Genomic DNA, 16,998 nt, shown 5'->3' on the forward strand with positions numbered 1-16,998 from the left:
GACACGTATATTTGTCTTGTGAGACAGCAATCCTATCGTAAAAGTTTGATTTTGATTGTAGTGACAGCTGCGGTGCTCACTGCTGCCCAAGTGTATTTTACCATTCAAAATTATGAGGTGAATAAGCAACGTTTTATTCTCGATGTGCAGCAGTCATTAGATGCCAGCATTGAAAATTATTTTGCTGGTAAGGCTAGAAACAGCATTTACATATTGGGAGAGCAATCGTTTGATACCCTCGTTAATGGCAGACAATCTTTTGCCTATGCCTCTACAGTTACCAATATTGATAGTCTGCTAAAGGTTGTAGACGATAGTCAATCCGGTGGTGGGACCACATTTACACATATCTGGTCAGGCTCTGAAAACCCAGATTCTACCAACCTGGATTCAACCTTTCGATTAAGAAACGAACGTTCAGTTAAAAAACTAAAAATCAGTGCAGATTTTGATTCTTCCCGAGCGCGTGAGCTTCAATTTCTAACTCAGAAAGTGATGGTCTCCATCAGTGAAGATCTAATTGATCTAGGGGCGCTCTATACAGAATTTCAAAAACAGCTTGAGGAGAAAAACCTGGATGTGAACTTCGCTCTGAGCCAGGAAAGCAGTTCAGGCAAAACCAAAATTGGAACGCTGGACGACACCAATTACCTATCGGCATCCGCCACCTCAGCCTTTCTTGATAGCTTTAATTCGATCTCCGTCGATTTTGAAAATGCCACATTAATTATATTGAAAAATGGGATCGGAGAGCTCGTCCTTTCGGTATTGCTCATTGGATTAGTGATTGGGACTTTGATTCACCTCTATCAGACGATCAATGCTCAGAAGCAGCTGGCAGCCATTAAAGATGACTTGATTAGTAATATCACACATGAATTTAAAACACCCATTGCCACTATTTTTTCAGCACTTGAGGGGGTAACTAACTTCAATGATACCAATGATCAGGAAAAAACCAGAAAATATTTAGCGCTTTCCAATGATCAACTACACAAGCTTAATGATATGGTAGAAAAGATGCTGGAAACAGCTACCATAGATCAAGGCCAGCTTACACTTAATAAGGAAGAAGTAGAAGTTGTGACTTGGACAGAAGCCATTGTTAAACGCTTTCAGCTTGTGGCTCAGGACAAGCAAATAGTTTTTGAAAGCAGCATGGAATCTGCAGCATACTCACTGGATCGATTTCATATCGAAAACACCCTTTCTAACCTAATTGATAATGCAATTAAATACGGTGGAGATAAGATCATTGTGCGGCTTTCACAGCTTGCTGACGCGACAGTATGGGATATAGAAGATAATGGTGGAAATATTCCGGTTTCTCAGCGAAGCAAAATCTTTGATAAGCTTTACCGAATTCCAACAGGCAATCAACACGACGTAAAAGGGTTTGGTATAGGGTTGTACTATGCACGTACAATTGTGGAGTTGCATGGAGGGCAGCTTACACTTAATGTTTCCAATGGTCGAACCATTTTTAGTGTTGCTTTATGAGTAGTGTTGCTAAAATATTATTGGCAGAGGATGAGGCGGCTTTAGGTATGATTATCCGCGAAAGTCTAGAATCTCGCGGATTTCAGGTGATTTTTTGTAAAGACGGTGAGGAGGCTAAATCTGCGTATGAAGCAAATAAGCCTGATATAATGGTTCTGGATGTAATGATGCCAAAATTGGATGGATTTTCCTTAGTAAAGTCCATAAGGAAAAGCGATCATTTCATCCCTATTATTTTCCTTACCGCCAAGTCACGCACCGAAGATGTTGTGGAAGGCTTTGGCTATGGTGCAAATGACTACCTAAAGAAACCGTTTAGCATGGAGGAGTTGATTGTCAGAATACATGCTTTGCTTAACCGGAAAGCAACTAAACCTGATGGGCAAAGTCAGGAAATTGGGGAGTATCTATTTGATTGTCAGAAGCAACTACTGATTCATTGCCCAAGTGATAATGAAGAGCGGCTGACACATCGTGAAGCTCACTTGCTTGATGCGCTCATTCAAAATGTAAATGAGCTCACGGATCGTCAGCAAATATTAAAATCACTCTGGGGAAATGATGATTTTTTCAATGCCCGTAGTATGGATGTTTTTATTAGTAAGCTGCGAAAGAAATTGGCACGTGATTCATCGATTCAAATTATCAATGTACGAGGGTATGGGTATAAGTTGGTAGTCTGAACTTTTAGACGTTCCCAACCACCTGCATGGTCTCCAGCGATGGATTTACGCTTCCGCCGCGTGGTTCTATGGTGACAGCAAAAGCGGCTGCATTTGGACCAATATTTTTCATCTGAACCAGATACGTTGAGTTATTAGGGTCAAATACCCCGGCATCCACAGGTTTGCCATCAATGATTGCCCACAATTGATATTGTTGATCCTGGGAAAGTTCTTTAAGATTTTGAATACTCAGATAAACATCGGCTGTTGCTTCATTCCAATAAACTGTTGCCAGTGAATTAGGAGAATTATCTGTACCATTCATCACAACTCTTTTGTAAGCCGTGTTATTCATGATGGTAACTGCATTTTGGATGTTATCTAATTGCTGATTTACCTGATTATAATTTTCAGCGAATTGCTGATTTTGAGCGATCATATCCGATAGCCTATCTTCTGCGCCCTGCCATTTCTTCCAATATGTAAAGGCCATAACCGCTGAACCCAAAGCCACGATAACAGATGCGGCTGCTGCATACTTTAAGAAGCCAAAGGATTCTTTCGTTTGCATGGCAATAACAGGTGTCTCTTTCTCAGTTTCTGATTTTTGAGTTTTAATCTGTGCAAGAAGTTTCTCCTTGGCCCCTTTCGGAGGAGACACTGCTGATGCAAAAGCAAGCGCTTCCATAGAAAGCTCAATCTTGTTGAGTTCCTCCATTATTTCGGGATGTTTTGCTGCAGTATTTTCCACCTCTGTGCGTTCAGCTGGGGAAAGCTGATCCATCACATAGGCTTCTAAAATGCCAGTCGATATGTATTCTTCTATGTTCACTCTAATTGCAATACTTTTCTCATATTCTTCAATCCCATTCTCAGGCGCGTTTTTACCGTGCCGAGAGGAATATCAAATTCATCCGAAATTTCTGATTGGGTATAACCTTTAAAATACACCATCTCCAGAATGAATTTTTCTTCATCCCGGAGGCTGGTAAGCGTTTCTTTTAAACCTATTGCATCTACTTGCATATGGTTTAATCGTTCACGCTCAATACCAGATACGTAAGTTTCTATGTTATCGGTTTTCCCAACCTTCTTCATTTCTTTTGATCGAAGCTTATCGATCGCCAGGTTTCGGCTAATGTTTACCATCCAGGTAAAAAAACGGCCTTTTGAAGAGTCGTATTGATCAATCTTATCCCAAAATTTCATGAATGAATCCTGAAGCACCTCTTCAGCTACATCTTCATCATTTACAATACGGGAGATTGAACCGTAGATCGCTGCTGAATAATTATCATAGAGATAACTAAATGCGTCTGCGTTTCTCGCTTTTATTCTAGCGACAAGTTGATCTTGGTCAATTTGTTGATTAGGCAGACTCATATTACAACCGCTAAAATTATGAATTAATTATGAAGGAATGAGGAAAGGAGGAGGATCTTTTTGAAGGGGGTGAGCTAATAAATTAGCAATCCGATAAATCCTATCTCTCCTTAGATGTCGTAGGTAAACTGATTATTAAAAATTCGATCAACATGAGATTGCTGACATCACTTGTGACTTTATTTATTACCATAAATGTGATTGGACAAGAATTAGTCCGTGGTAAAATTCTTGAAGCAGAGGAAATGCTGCCAATAGCATTTGCGACTATATCAAACCTCACTCAAAATGTTCATACGCATTCAGATGTGATGGGAAAATTTAGTTTGGCCGGAGTAAAAATTGGAGATTCCGTTTTTGTATCAATGGTTGGATATAAGCGGGTGCAATTTGTTGTATCATCAACTACAACCTGGGAAATACCAATGATATCTGTTCCAGTGGAGCTTTCGCAAGTGGTCATCACGCCGGAAATTAATACCCTTAATAAGATTAAGCAGGTGGATTTAAAATTAAATCCGGTTAACTCGTCCCAGGAGATCTTAAGAAAAGTACCTGGATTATTCATTGCTCAGCATGCAGGGGGTGGTAAAGCAGAACAAATATTCTTGAGAGGTTTTGATATTGATCATGGCACAGATATTCAAATTTCTGTAGACAACCTTCCGGTCAATATGGTTTCTCACGCACATGGACAGGGATATTCAGATCTTCATTTCCTCATACCCGAGACTGTGCAGGGAGTGGACTTTGGGAAAGGACCTTATTACACTGAGAAAGGAAATTTCTCAACTGCAGGATATGTCAATTTCAAAACGTATGATCGACTTGATGCAAGTACTATAAAGGTGGAAGGAGGCAGATTCAACACCCTGCGAACAGTAGGTCTTTTCAATCTACTTGATGAGAAATCAACAAGTGATGCGTATTTAGCTACGGAATATCTTACTTCAGATGGCCCTTTCGAATCTCCTCAAAATTTTAACAGACTCAATCTGTTTGGAAAGTTTAATGCCCAATTAGGGAGTGATATTATTTCGGTTCAGGCATCCACTTTTACTAGTAGATGGGATGCTTCAGGTCAAATCCCTCTTCGCGCAATTGAATCAGGCCAGATCAGCCGATATGGGGCGATCGACGATACAGAGGGTGGAGAAACATCAAGGCAAAATTTACTAGTAGATTATACAGCGTCATTACCTGATGGAAATTTTGTTCAGACAAGTGCATTCATTTCAAAATACGACTTTGAGCTGTATTCAAATTTTACTTTTTTTCTTGAAGATCCGATCAATGGAGATCAAATCAGGCAAAAAGAAGCAAGAACAATTTATGGGGTTCAATCTGTTTTTAATTATGGAATGCCATGGTTTGGATATCTGACCCTGGAAAATGGAGCAGGTTTTCGCTATGATGATATTAACGGGGTAGAGCTGTCGCACACACGTGACAGAAAGAAAACATTGGATTCGTTAGCACTTGCAGATGTAAATGAATTTAATGGTTTTGTTTTTTCCGGTGCGACCTGGGATATAGGTAACTGGATGGTAAATCTGGGTGTGCGACTCGACCATTTTAAATTTGAAGAGGAGGATCTTTTAAGTTCATCCTACGATCGAAAATCATTGAATAAAGCAGTTGTTTCCCCGAAGCTAAATGTGATTTACAGCCCTACTAATACGCTACAGTTCTATGCAAAATCTGGAAAAGGATTTCACAGCAATGACGCAAGGGTGGTATTGCGGGAAAAGAATCAGAATACACTCCCTTCTGCTTGGGGGTTTGATTTCGGGAGCATTTATCAACCAACTAAACGCTTCTTGATTGATGTAGCATATTGGTCATTATACCTTGAGCAGGAGTTTGTGTACGTCGGTGATGCCGGTATTGTTGAACCTAGTGGAAAAACGAAGCGTTCCGGGGTAGATCTGGGGATCAATTATCAGGTATCTGATCAGTTGTTTGTTTACTCAAATATTAATTATGCCAATCCCAGATTTAGAGGTATAGATGAACGTTCAGCACATATTCCGCTGGCCCCAACACTCACAAGTGTAGGAGGTTTGGCTTATCGAGGAAAAAACCTGAATGCCAGCATTAACTACAGGTATATCGAAGACCGCCCGGCAAATGAAAGCAATACCACTACGGCGGAAGGATACTTCCTTACAGATTTAAACCTCCGGTATGATAAAGCTAACTGGGCGTTTTCAGTAGCTGTAGAAAACCTATTTGATGTGGAATGGAGAGAAGCACAATTTGATACAGAGTCCAGACTGGCAGATGAAAACGAACCTGTGTCAGAGATTCATTTTACGCCGGGCACTCCTTTCTTTTTAAAAGCCGGACTGACGGTAAAGTTCTAGTACTTCGAGATTACCTAAATCTTCTGAACAACACCTTCAAAAATTCCTTTACTTCGTCAGACTGCATGTCCCATTCATTATGCTTGGCATAACCCTGAACTAAAAATTCAACGGACTCATCAAAAGTGTCGTATTGTTCCAGTTCTACTAATGCTTTTTCAAATTCATCCTTATCATTTCTGAAAAGGTCCTTGATAAACATGTATCGGTGATTGAGTGAAATGAGCTCTAAAATGCCGCTTTCTTTTTTATTGCTTTCCAGTGCATCGGCCACAGTTTCCTCGTCTTTTTCAAACTGTTTGTTAATGGTTTCTTCAGGAAAATCGTCCTCTTTATCTTCTTCTTCGAGGATAACCGGAGTTCGAACTTCTTTCTTTGGCTCTTCCTCTTCTTCGGTTATCTCTTCCTCTGACTTATCTTCCTCTTGATCCTTTTCTTTTTCCGTTTCTACTTCTTCTGACTTTTCTGTTTGTACCTCTTCTTTTTCTTCAACTATTACCTTCGCTACTTGTGAAGGTTCATCTGCAAAATCTTCCTCAAACATCGCATCATCATCAGAGTCAACTTCAACCCCCTCACTCTCAGGCTGAGAATCAGGGGCTGCATTTTTTGGTACAGGTCTTGACTCTACCAGGTCTTCCTCCCCTGGCTCAAAAAGGTCATCCTCATCAAAATCATCCATATCGGGATCATCGGAAAAGACCTTATCAATATTTATCTCCAATACTTGAGTAAGCAATTCACATTCCGCATTTACCGCCTCCGTAGTATCAAAATCATCAAATTCATCGGGTAACTCATCGACTACATCATCAATGGTGAGACCTTTCATGTCTGAAAGAAAATTCTGGATTTCCTTTTTGTGAATCTTTAGGTACTTAACTGTGCCCTCTACCGCTTTTTCCTTTATGGTTTCTACCCCACGACTATCAAGGTCAATTTCAACATATGCCTGTGGCATGGCGGCAAGGTATATAGTGTCCTTTACTGCATGGTTTAGCAGTGTTTCAAATTTTTCTTTGTTGATCTCTATATGCTGTGAGAGCACATTCATAAACTGGATCATGGCCTGACGAACTTCCTCATGCTTGTAATTGAAGAATGGGCTTTCGAGTTTTTTCGTTTCCTCTTGCCAGTACCTGAACAAGAGTTTGATAACGAAAAAATTCACTTGTTTGGAAGGAGTAACTTTTAAAATTTCCTTACCAGTTATAACCTCTTTGCTCCCTTTGAAAAATTCGGCAGTCACTTTGGATGCAAATTTCTCGCAATAGCTGTCTATAAAATCTTCGTTTAGTTTCTTTTGCATTCTTGAAATTTGAAAAGGATGCCAACTGTAGTAATCGCTAACCTCAAAAGTAAATCTATTCATTGTGAGGACAAAAGGGAAAGTTTGCTTGATATTTTGCTATCAAAGACTGACTGGATGCACGCCTGTGGAGCTAAGGGAAGATGCACCACTTGCAAAGCCAAAATTTTATCGGGCGGTGATAATTTATCCGACCCAACGAAACCGGAGCAGCAATATGCTAAATTGAATAAATTGCGTCCGGATGAACGCCTCACATGTCAAGCGATTGTCAATGGAGATGTGACCATAGAGGTGCCAAAGGAAACGCAGTTGCCACATTTGAATTATGCCGAATAAATGTTTGTAGAACCGCATATTGGTAAAGGAACTCTGAGAAGAGGAGGTTGGATAGAAGTAGTCTGTGGGTCAATGTTTTCCGGGAAAACCGAAGAACTTATCCGGAGATTAAACAGAGCAATGCTTGCCAATCAGCATGTGGAAATTTTTAAACCGGCAGTCGATAAACGATATGATAAAGTAAAAATCGTTTCTCATAAAGACTCCTCCATACCCTCAACACCCGTAAATTTTGCGAATGACATCTTGCTACGCGCAGGGAATTGTGAGGTAGTTGGTATTGATGAAGCACAGTTTTTTGATGACGAGGTAGTTAGCGTTGCGAATGAATTAGCGAATCAGGGCAAAAGAGTTATTGTGGCTGGATTGGATATGGATTTCAAAGGCATACCCTTCAAGCCGATGGATTCCCTTATGGCTATAGCAGAATACATAACCAAGGTGCATGCAGTCTGCATGAAATGTGGAAATGTGGCATCTTATTCCCACCGACGTACTAAATCGAAGCAAACCATAGTTTTAGGAGAAAAGGATATTTATGAAGCGCTCTGTAGATCATGCTTCTTTGAGGCGGTTGACCCTAAGTAGCCTTAGCTTATTGATTGGGTGTATTATATACGCTCAGGATATTGCTATTGGCACATGGCGCACCCATTTCAGCTATAAAAATGCGAAAGAGTTTGTGGTGACCAGTGACAAAATTTTTTGTGCTTCGACTAATGGGCTTTTTTCAAGAAGTTTGGCTAGTGGAGAAACCCGAAAGCTTTCGAAGATAGATGGGCTTTCAGATGTAGGAGTTTCCACGATGGCGTATAATGAATCCGAAAACGTTTTAGTATTGGGATATAGATCCGGATTTGTAGACTTCATCTATGAAAATGAAATTAGATCCGTTTCTGATCTTGCAAAGAGCAATCTGGATATTGAAAAAACGATAAATGATGTAGCATTTAACGCACAGAGCACATTTCTGGCTACAGATTTTGGAATTCTTACCTTAAACACTTCTACTGCCAAGGTTACAGAAAATTTTGTTCAAATAGGGACCGGAGGTAATGAGGTTCAGGTATTTCAGATTTACTCAAAAAATGATTCATTGTTCATCCGAACGAATGAAGGCATTCAATCGGGAAGTTTGAGTCAAAACCTCCTGGATTTTAATAATTGGAGCAGGTATCCAGGAAGTGCGGGCTACAAAAACTTAATGCTACTGAATGAAAAATTGTATGTCACTTCTGAAAGTGATCTGCTAACGCTTGCTGGTGCTTCATGGAATGATACGGGGATAGATCTTCCAGCTGGAGCGGACAACCTATTTGATGTGGCGAATGAATTATTTACAGCTGATGATAATGGAAATATCTTTCAGCTATCAGGAAATGCCTTCCAACCGATTCTATCCACTAATCTAACGGCAATTAATGATATTGAGGCTGTGAGTTCCGGGTATGTTTTTGCGGATGATTCAAATGGATTAGTTGATCAAGCTGGATTTAATTTATCTCCTGATGGACCAATTTCTGATGTTTTTTCAAACTTCAGAGTGATAAGAAATGAACTTTATGGCTTTCATGCTCCATCCCCTTTTTCTTATAGTGGCACAATTCAGCAGGAATCATTTTCGGTCTTTACTAGTGGGATTTGGGAGGAAAAATCGATTTCAGGATTTACTAATGTATCCGATGTAGCGATAGTGAACAATGGCCTTTTTTTCTCATCCATTGGTGACGGCCTATATAATGAGGAAGCGGATGAAGTTTTAATAGACATTCCGGGTAGCTCAGCGGATCTGGATACGGTAATTACTGCGCTAGCTGCAGATGACCGCCTATGGATATCGAGCTTTAGGAATGATGATCCAATTCACGTTTTGCAGGCGGATGGATCCTGGATTTCTTATCCGTCAATTTTTGATAATGACTACTTGACAATTGATCTTTCTGAAACTGGAATTGGCTGGCTTGGATCTGCCTCTGGTGTAATTACCGTGATAAACCCCGAAGAGAGTGAAACGGATTTGATCAACACTGCAGATGGACTTCCGGCTTCTTTTATCGATATCGACATCAGTGTTGAGGATAATGCATGGGTGGCCACTTCCAATGGTCCTGCACTCTTCCCTGATGCCTCATTTATTTTCTTTAGTTCAGAAGCGGTACTCCCAACTTTCGATAATCGCGTATTATTTCAGGGCGAGCAGATCAATGCTGTAATGACAGATGGGGGCAATCGCATCTGGTTTGGAACGAACAGCGGTGTTTGGGTATATAATGAAAACACGTCAGAACAGGTAGCAGTTTTTAACGAAGGAAACAGCCCTCTCCCATCAAATCGGATAATTCAACTTGCCTATAATGCAACAAATGGCGAAGTATTTATTTACACGGATAGAGGGATGGTCTCTTATCGAAGTGCCTCTTCACTAGGGGGTGGCTTTCATCGGAATGTAAATATCTTTCCTAATCCGGTTAGACCGGAATATCAGGGCCTGGTGGGATTGACGGGGTTAGCCAAGGATGTTGAAGTAAAGGTGACCGATCTGAATGGAAATCTGGTTACAAAGCTGAACTCCAATGGAGGTACTGCTTCATGGAATCTCAGGGACAATGGTGGAGGTCAGGTCACTACCGGTATTTATTTGTTTTTTAGTTCGACTGCAAATGGTGAAGAAACATACGTCGGTAAAATTGCCGTGATTCGCTGATGATAGTAAAGTCAAAAGGGATCATTTTGGGATACATGAAATACGGAGATACCTCAATAATCACCCGTGTTTTTACCGAGGAAAATGGGTATGGGTCCTACATTGTCAATGCAATCAGAAGTCAGAAATCAAAAAAGAGTATTGGTTATTTTCAACCCTTTTCAATGCTTGATATGGTTTTGTACGTAAAAGAGACCCGGGATCTGCAACGAATTTCAGAATTTAAAAACCACCATCCTTTACATCACATTCACAGTGATCACACAAAAAGCTCAATCACCCTTTTTTTAGCGGAAGTATTTTCCAGATTGCTCCAATCAGAACAGTCACCAAATGTCCAACTGTTTAATTTTACGATGGAATCAATTAAAGTTTTTGATCAGCTAAAAGTAGGAGTCGCAAATTTCCATTTGCAATTTTTATTAAAAGTAGGTCCTTTTTTAGGGTATGCCATTGATGATATTGATACGTTGTTTAGTTCTGCTGACCGGACTGCCCCTTCATCAGAGGAATTTCAGAGAATTGGATCGCTGATGCAGGAGCCATATGGGACAGACATTCCAATGTCCAGAAATTCAAGAAATGAAATTCTGGATGCTATAATAAATTATTATCAACATCATGCGCATATTTCAAGACCTAAATCACTTGATGTTTTGAGAAGCATATTGAATTGAATTACACCTGTTTTATTTAAATTGAATTGTAGTACTAACTGACCTAGACATGGCTGAAATATTATATGATAAAGTCCCTTCACTTGATTTAGCGGATTTTTCTGCCGGAAGTGCGGATCAAAAGAAGGCGTTTGTGAGCACACTTGGAGAGGCATACACAAACATTGGATTTGTATCTATAAAGAATCATGGACTATCTGATGAGCTAACAAAAAACCTCTACGATGCTGTAGAGAAGTTTTTCAGACTCCCGGATGATGTAAAGAAAAAGTATGAGAAGACGGAGTTGGCTGGCCAGCGAGGTTACATCAGTAAAGGACGTGAAAAGGCAAAGGGGAGAAATACTGGAGATTTAAAAGAATTTTTTCATGTAGGTCAACCACCACAAAATCAGCGGTCTGATTATCCGGATAATATTTGGCCTGATGAAGTGCCTGAATTAGAAAAATACACCACAGAAGCTTATTTGACACTGCTAAAAGCAGGAATTCAAATGCTGAGAGCAATAGCCATATACCTGGAGTTGCCAGAGAATTACTTTGATGAGAAAGTAAGTGAGGGAAATAGCATTCTTCGTCCAATACACTACTTTCCCATCGAGGATCCCGACTCACTGCCTCCAGATGCAGTGCGAGCAGCGGAGCATGGAGATATCAACTTGATTACCTTGTTGATGGGCGCTAGTGCAGATGGACTGCAGGTGCTTAGGAGAGATGGCAAATGGATACCTATAACCGCTCTCCCAGATCAGATAGTTGTCAATGTAGGAGATATGCTGGAACGTCATTCCAATGGAAAGCTCAAGTCTACAATCCATCGTGTGGTGAATCCACCACGGGAATTGATGCATACGTCCCGATTTTCTATCCCATTTTTTATGCATCCGGTTTCCGAAATGGATCTCTCGTGTTTGGAAGGTTGCATTGATGAGGAGCACCCTAAAGCTTTTGATGATATAACTGCAGGAGAATTTTTGGATGAAAGGCTCAAGGAAATAGGTCTGAAGGCATAAAAATGTCTATCAGGCGAGTTAGAAATATTATTTTTTTAAAGGATGTCTCCGTTTTATCGATGACGGCATTTGGTGGACCTCAGGGACATTTTGGGATGTTTTTGGATTTGCTTGTCGATAAGCGAGCTTACTTGACTGAGGAGGATCTAATTGAGTTATATGCGCTGTGCCAGGTTTTGCCAGGACCTACGTCCACTCAAACGATAACGGCTTTAGGTTTTAGAATAGGCGGACCAACTTTAGCTTATTTGACACTTCTTGTTTGGATGCTTCCGGCATTTTGCATTATGACCTCCGTGGCAATTCTGGTGACCACCGCTCAGGACTTGAATTTCTCACTCGATTTTCTGCGATTTATTGAGCCAATTGCGGTTGGGATTGTGGCTTATTCCTCCTATCGGATTGCTATCAAAGTAGTCAACACAAAAGTAGGAGTCGGATTAATGATATTATCCGCTTTTGCATCCTTTGTGTTTAAATCTCCTTATGCGTTTCCGATACTTATACTATTCGGTGGCTTGGCGACTACCTGGAAGTACAAAAAGCAACCCATTGAAGAGAAAGAGAAAATCAGTATCAAGTGGGGTAATTTGATCCTTTGGATTTCCGTCTTAGTTGTAGCGGCTATATTGGGAGGGGTTACCCAATATCAACCAATTAAGCTTTTTGAGAACTTTTACAGAAATGGAAGTTTAATTTTTGGTGGGGGCCAGGTGCTGGTTCCTTTACTCTATACTGAGTTTGTCGAGTTTAAGCAATACTTAACCTCACAAGAGTTTGTTTCGGGTTATGGGTTTGTTCAGGCAATACCCGGACCTGTTTTTTCATTCAGTGCTTATGTGGGTGCGATGAGTGCCAGGGAATTTGGAATTGGAGGTCAGATTCTAGGTGCCAGTATGGCTGCAGCCGGAATTTTTCTACCGGGTACTTTCCTGATATTCTTTGTCATTAGATTTTGGGAGCAGCTGAAAAAATACCGTATTGTAAAGGCATCTTTAGAAGGGATAACTGCTGTGAGTGCAGGGATGGTTATAGCCGCAGCATTTTTGCTTTTCACCCCAATGGAGCAAAAACCCATCAATTTTATTTTACTTTTTGGCACAGTTGGAATGATGCATTTCACCAAAGTCCCAACTCCCCTGATCATCCTTGTAGGTTTGATTTTTGGAATTATTATTTCATAAAAAAACCCTACCAGGTATCTGGCAGGGTTTATCTCTTAATCCTCGTTTTCTTAATTTCCAGCTGGTGGATCAATTCCCAATTTCTTCAAAACTAGGTTAGTAACATTATCTTCTTCTCTTGCATATAGAAGGATACTTTGTCCACTGGCAGTCATGTTGAATACATGTGTGTATCCATTTTCCTTTGAAATCTGCTCAATTGCTACTCCAATTTTTTCGAAAGCAGGCTGGAGAAGCTGGTTTCTTTTCTGAAGCAATCTGTTTTGTGCGTCAGCTTCAAACTCCTGAATGGAAGTTTGCATACTAACTATTTCATTCTCAATATCAAGTCTCACATCCTGAGAATATGTCTCAGCGTTTTGTTGATAATCAGCAACTTTAGTTTGGTAATCCTTGTACTTAGCCTCAAGTCGTGTAGATAGTTGCTTTTCATAAGCTGCTAGCTCGCTCTCGATTTGCTTAGCTTCAGGCATTACACTCAATACATACTCTACATTTGTATAGCCTATTTTCAACTGCGCCATTACCCCAAATCCGATTACAGCAAGGGCAGTACTTAATAACATTCTAACTTTCATATCTAATTACTTTTCGTTTTTATGGTTTGGACTTTGTCCGTTGGTTCTATAATTCAATTATTATGCTCAATTGTTGTCAACACTTTGATTTTCTACTAAACCGAGATCTTCGAGCACGAAATCGGTATAATCATGGATGGGATCCGTGTAAATCATTACCAGATCTCCGGATTTATCAAAGACTATCTGAAGCCTATTGTTCTTTGCGATACGTTCAACCGATTCAAATACCTGATCTTGAACAGGTTTGACTAATTCCTTTTTCTTTAAAAAATACAGTCCATCGAATCCAAAAATCGATTGTTGATATTCCTTAACCTCATTCCATTTTCTTTCTATGTCGGCATTGCGTTCTTCCCACATTTCTTTCGTCAAAAGCACTTCTTCTGCTTTCAATTCTACCTCCATAGCTTCTACCTGCTGATAAAGATCCTGAATTTCTGTCTCCCATCCTTTGGCTAACTTTTCAATTTCAGCCTGTGCATCTTTATACTCAGGCATTTTTTCAAGGATATATTGAGTATCTACATATCCAAATTTTTGCGCAAATGTAACAGCAGTAAAAAACAGACCAAAAAGCAGTAGTAATATCTTTTTCATGGCTTTAATATTTAGCTAGCTCCATTAGCGTATTTGCTGACCAATGGAGAAGTGGAATTGAGGACCGGAATTTTCAAACGAGCCCGGAACCCGATCAAATCCATAACCCCAATCTATTCCCATTAATCCAAACGCTGGCATAAAGATTCTAAGGCCCACACCTGCGGATTTTTTTATGTTATATGGATTGAACTCCGCAAATCGATCCCAATTGTTACCGCCTTCAACGAATGTAAGCGCATAGATGGTCGCAGATTGTGCCAATGATATTGGATACCTGATCTCCATTACGTATTTATTAAATAATGTTCCACCCTCTATATTATTTGCTCTGTCGACTGGTGTAATGGAATTATTCGGATATCCCCTTAGACCAATCACATCAGTTCCAAGCAGGAAATTTTGTCCTGTCAGGCCATCTCCACCAAGTTGGAATCTTTCAAATGGTCCCACATCAGCCTTACTGGTATAAGAGCCAATGTATCCAAAGTGTGCACGAGCAGCTAACACTACTTTTCCACCCAAGGTTAGGTAATATTTACTATCAAAGTTCCATTTGTGATACTCCAACCATTTGTATTGTTGTTCAGGAGTTGCATTTTCATAGTCCAAATCTCTCCACAAAGAAAATGGAGGGGTAAACGAAGCACTTAAGGAAATACTTGATCCGTTTCTTGGATACATCGGTTGGCTCACAGAGTTCCTGCTAATCGTTGTATTAAATGTGAAGCTATTTGCGTCTCCAGTTGTAAATCCAAGTGCTCGACTTCTAAACTGGAATAAATCATAGCGCTGATACGATATACCTGTGCTCACAAGGAAGAAATCATCAGGCCACTTGACCCGCCTTCCTAAGGAGGCTGAGACCCCTGTCACCTTCAACCACCCGAATGTTTCGTTAGTTAACCTATTTATTGATCGCTGAATTGACTTGCTATAGCTTAAGCCAAATGAGTTGGGGTTTCTGCCTCCCAACCATGGTTCTACGAAGCTAAACGAGTAACTCTGGAAGTTTCTTCCATTTGCCTGGAACCTCAACGACAGGCTTTGACCATCTCCAACAGGCAGGCCTCTCCACTTATCTAATTTGGTAATGTTTTTCACGGAGAAGTTATTGAAGCTTACTCCAAACGTCCCAACAAATCCAAAAGCACCACCCCAGCCTCCTGAGAGTTCAATCTGATCATTAGATCTTTCGACTAGCTGCCATTCTATATCAACCGTTTCATTGACAGGATCAGGAATAGGAACCGGGTTTACTTGTTCCGGATCGAAGTAACCAAGTTGAGATAATTCTCTCTGCGTACGAATGAGCTCAGCACGACTAAACTTATCACCTGGTCTCGTTCTTAATTCTCTAAGGATAACGTGATCGTTGGTCTTATCATTTCCACTAATCACCACCTTGTCAATTGTAGCTTGCGCTCCTTCGTAAATCCGTAACTCTAAATCAATTGAGTCTTGGGCAACACCAATTTCTACTGGTGTAATGCTGAAAAACAAATATCCATCATCCATGTATAGCGAGCTGATATCTGCTCCATTTGGATTAAAGTTTAGTTTTTTGTTAACCAAATCAAGGTCATAAACATCTCCTTCTTCGATCCCTAAAATTCTCTGCAGTTGTTCATCTGTATAAATGTAATTTCCAGACCATGAAATGTCACGGAAGTAATATTTTGTTCCTTCGTCAACGGTCATGTTGATATTCATATATTTATTTGAAATATCGTAGATCGTATCTGAAATTATTTCCGCATCTCTGTAACCCTTGGAATTATAGAATCCTATAAGCAGATCTTTATCCGACTCGTAATCTTCCTTCACATATTTGGCAGACTTGAAGAAGTTCAGGTTAACGTGAGTAGCTAAGTACTCTCTAACTTCTTCTTTAGAAACTTTTTTGGATCCTTTAATGAAGTTGATCATGTTTGGAGGCCAAATCAACTTAGTTCCCACTCTGATTATCTCAGTAGGCAATGAAAATTTAGGAACCATCCCCGTACTCTTGAGTTTGGATCTAAGCTTTGCGGATGTAAACTCATCATTACCATCAAATTTGATATTTCTTATTTTAACTTTTTGCCCCTGATCGATTACGATCTTTAAGTATGCACTATTTCTAAGGATTGTATCGCTTTGTTGAAACACGTCTATTTCTGCGTTCAGGTACCCTTTGCTTTCCATATACTTTTGAACAGCAAGCTCTGTATTCTTAATTACTACATCTGTAAGGACTTTTCCACGTATCAACCCAATCTTATCCTCTATCTCTCCCTGTTTGGTTTTATTTACTCCTTCGATGACATATTTTGTAAGCCTTGGGCGTTCGGTAAGCTCAATTACTAACCAGATCTTGTCTCCTTCAACTTTAGAAGCATAAATGGAGACATTTCCTATGATCCCCTGATTCCATAGTTTTTTGATTGCTGTGGTAATTTCATCTCCAGGGACTTTAATCTTATCTCCAACACGCAAGCCGGAGAGAGAGATCAAAGCATTATTGTCGAGGTACTGGACTCCTCTTACTTCGATATCAGCTATTTCATACTCCTTTGGGCTGGAGTAATTTATGGAAACCCCACTATTAGTGCTACCTGTGTTTCTACCAAAAACGACCTGCGCTTTGATTTCAGAAAATGCCACAATGGCCAATGCAACTAGTAATATATTCTTCATCT

Annotated in this window: 15 protein-coding genes; 9 read left to right on the plus strand and 6 right to left on the minus strand. The window is 40.1% G+C overall.

The window, feature by feature from the left end; genetic code table 11:
- The first annotated feature begins 18 nt into the window (after positions 1–18).
- Both ACO05G_RS17570 and ACO05G_RS17575 read left to right on the plus strand, forming a co-directional pair.
- Positions 19–1,500, plus strand: a complete 1,482-nt coding sequence (locus tag ACO05G_RS17570; protein ID WP_421763920.1) for a sensor histidine kinase — start codon at positions 19–21, stop codon at positions 1,498–1,500.
- A complete protein-coding gene (locus ACO05G_RS17575; protein WP_421763921.1) occupies positions 1,497–2,183 on the plus strand; it encodes a response regulator transcription factor in 687 nt (228 codons plus the stop codon). Before ACO05G_RS17570 ends, ACO05G_RS17575 begins: the two co-directional genes overlap by 4 nt.
- A 4-nt stretch (positions 2,184–2,187) precedes the next feature.
- Here the strand turns inward: ACO05G_RS17575 and ACO05G_RS17580 are convergent, their stop codons facing one another.
- Together ACO05G_RS17580 and ACO05G_RS17585 are read right to left on the minus strand one after the other, a co-directional pair.
- Positions 2,188–2,997 carry an anti-sigma factor gene (locus ACO05G_RS17580; RefSeq protein WP_421763922.1) on the minus strand — a complete coding sequence of 270 codons (810 nt, stop codon included), beginning with the start codon at positions 2,995–2,997 and terminating at the stop codon, positions 2,188–2,190.
- A complete protein-coding gene (locus ACO05G_RS17585) occupies positions 2,994–3,548 on the minus strand; it encodes an RNA polymerase sigma factor (protein WP_421763923.1) in 555 nt (184 codons plus the stop codon). The genes ACO05G_RS17580 and ACO05G_RS17585 overlap by 4 nt, the downstream gene beginning before the upstream one ends.
- 152 nt (positions 3,549–3,700) lie before the next feature.
- On the opposite strand from ACO05G_RS17585, the gene ACO05G_RS17590 reads away from it, so the two are divergent.
- Positions 3,701–5,914 carry a TonB-dependent receptor gene (locus tag ACO05G_RS17590; protein WP_421763924.1) on the plus strand — a complete coding sequence of 738 codons (2,214 nt, stop codon included), beginning with the start codon at positions 3,701–3,703 and terminating at the stop codon, positions 5,912–5,914.
- 10 nt (positions 5,915–5,924) lie between these two features.
- Here the strand turns inward: ACO05G_RS17590 and ACO05G_RS17595 are convergent, their stop codons facing one another.
- Complete coding sequence (locus tag ACO05G_RS17595; RefSeq protein WP_421763925.1) at positions 5,925–7,223, minus strand: hypothetical protein; 1,299 nt, start codon at positions 7,221–7,223, stop codon at positions 5,925–5,927.
- Between the two features lie 18 nt (positions 7,224–7,241).
- Between ACO05G_RS17595 and ACO05G_RS17600 the strand changes: the two genes are divergently transcribed.
- The 6 genes from ACO05G_RS17600 to chrA are packed head-to-tail and all read left to right on the plus strand — an operon-like array spanning position 7,242 to position 13,139.
- Positions 7,242–7,562 carry a 2Fe-2S iron-sulfur cluster-binding protein gene (locus tag ACO05G_RS17600; protein WP_421763926.1) on the plus strand — a complete coding sequence of 107 codons (321 nt, stop codon included), beginning with the start codon at positions 7,242–7,244 and terminating at the stop codon, positions 7,560–7,562.
- Positions 7,563–8,150: a thymidine kinase gene (locus ACO05G_RS17605; protein WP_348283237.1), complete on the plus strand. Its 588-nt coding sequence runs from the start codon at positions 7,563–7,565 to the stop codon at positions 8,148–8,150.
- The gene (locus ACO05G_RS17610; RefSeq protein WP_421763927.1) at positions 8,101–10,266 is read left to right on the plus strand and encodes a hypothetical protein; all 2,166 of its coding nucleotides are present in this window, start codon (positions 8,101–8,103) and stop codon (positions 10,264–10,266) included. Before ACO05G_RS17605 ends, ACO05G_RS17610 begins: the two co-directional genes overlap by 50 nt.
- On the plus strand, positions 10,266–10,943 hold the full coding sequence (recO, locus tag ACO05G_RS17615) for a DNA repair protein RecO (RefSeq protein WP_348283239.1): 678 nt from the start codon (positions 10,266–10,268) through the stop codon (positions 10,941–10,943). The genes ACO05G_RS17610 and recO overlap by 1 nt, the downstream gene beginning before the upstream one ends.
- Positions 10,944–10,992: 49 nt before the next feature.
- Positions 10,993–11,955, plus strand: coding sequence for an isopenicillin N synthase family dioxygenase (locus ACO05G_RS17620; RefSeq protein WP_421763928.1), 963 nt, complete (start codon positions 10,993–10,995; stop codon positions 11,953–11,955).
- 2 nt (positions 11,956–11,957) lie between these two features.
- Complete coding sequence (gene chrA / locus ACO05G_RS17625) at positions 11,958–13,139, plus strand: chromate efflux transporter (RefSeq protein WP_421763929.1); 1,182 nt, start codon at positions 11,958–11,960, stop codon at positions 13,137–13,139.
- 50 nt (positions 13,140–13,189) lie between these two features.
- On the opposite strand, the gene ACO05G_RS17630 is transcribed toward chrA, so the two are convergent.
- The 3 genes from ACO05G_RS17630 to ACO05G_RS17640 all read right to left on the minus strand — a co-directional run bounded on the left by ACO05G_RS17630 (position 13,190) and on the right by ACO05G_RS17640 (position 16,996).
- Complete coding sequence (locus ACO05G_RS17630) at positions 13,190–13,717, minus strand: OmpH family outer membrane protein (RefSeq protein WP_348283242.1); 528 nt, start codon at positions 13,715–13,717, stop codon at positions 13,190–13,192.
- Between the two features lie 66 nt (positions 13,718–13,783).
- Positions 13,784–14,317: an OmpH family outer membrane protein gene (locus tag ACO05G_RS17635; RefSeq protein WP_348283243.1), complete on the minus strand. Its 534-nt coding sequence runs from the start codon at positions 14,315–14,317 to the stop codon at positions 13,784–13,786.
- Positions 14,318–14,341: 24 nt separating this feature from the next.
- Positions 14,342–16,996, minus strand: a complete 2,655-nt coding sequence (locus ACO05G_RS17640) for a BamA/OMP85 family outer membrane protein (protein ID WP_421763930.1) — start codon at positions 16,994–16,996, stop codon at positions 14,342–14,344.
- Between the last annotated feature and the right edge of the window lie 2 nt (positions 16,997–16,998).

Origin of the sequence: Ekhidna sp., assembly GCF_965227465.1 — a bacterium.
GTDB lineage: Bacteria > Bacteroidota > Bacteroidia > Cytophagales > Cyclobacteriaceae > Ekhidna.

Excerpts from the sequence above, each read along its gene's own strand:
- ACO05G_RS17620 (WP_421763928.1), top strand. The coding sequence starts at position 10,993 with ATGGCTGAAATATTATATGATAAAGTCCCTTCACTTGATTTAGCGGAT.
- ACO05G_RS17595 (WP_421763925.1), bottom strand. The coding sequence starts at position 7,223 with ATGCAAAAGAAACTAAACGAAGATTTTATAGACAGCTATTGCGAGAAA.
- ACO05G_RS17630 (WP_348283242.1), bottom strand. The coding sequence starts at position 13,717 with ATGAAAGTTAGAATGTTATTAAGTACTGCCCTTGCTGTAATCGGATTT.
- recO (WP_348283239.1), top strand. The coding sequence starts at position 10,266 with ATGATAGTAAAGTCAAAAGGGATCATTTTGGGATACATGAAATACGGA.
- ACO05G_RS17600 (WP_421763926.1), top strand. The coding sequence starts at position 7,242 with ATGCCAACTGTAGTAATCGCTAACCTCAAAAGTAAATCTATTCATTGT.
- chrA (WP_421763929.1), top strand. The coding sequence starts at position 11,958 with ATGTCTATCAGGCGAGTTAGAAATATTATTTTTTTAAAGGATGTCTCC.
- ACO05G_RS17585 (WP_421763923.1), bottom strand. The coding sequence starts at position 3,548 with ATGAGTCTGCCTAATCAACAAATTGACCAAGATCAACTTGTCGCTAGA.
- ACO05G_RS17635 (WP_348283243.1), bottom strand. The coding sequence starts at position 14,317 with ATGAAAAAGATATTACTACTGCTTTTTGGTCTGTTTTTTACTGCTGTT.
- ACO05G_RS17640 (WP_421763930.1), bottom strand. The coding sequence starts at position 16,996 with ATGAAGAATATATTACTAGTTGCATTGGCCATTGTGGCATTTTCTGAA.
- ACO05G_RS17575 (WP_421763921.1), top strand. The coding sequence starts at position 1,497 with ATGAGTAGTGTTGCTAAAATATTATTGGCAGAGGATGAGGCGGCTTTA.
- ACO05G_RS17605 (WP_348283237.1), top strand. The coding sequence starts at position 7,563 with ATGTTTGTAGAACCGCATATTGGTAAAGGAACTCTGAGAAGAGGAGGT.
- ACO05G_RS17610 (WP_421763927.1), top strand. The coding sequence starts at position 8,101 with ATGAAGCGCTCTGTAGATCATGCTTCTTTGAGGCGGTTGACCCTAAGT.
- ACO05G_RS17590 (WP_421763924.1), top strand. The coding sequence starts at position 3,701 with ATGAGATTGCTGACATCACTTGTGACTTTATTTATTACCATAAATGTG.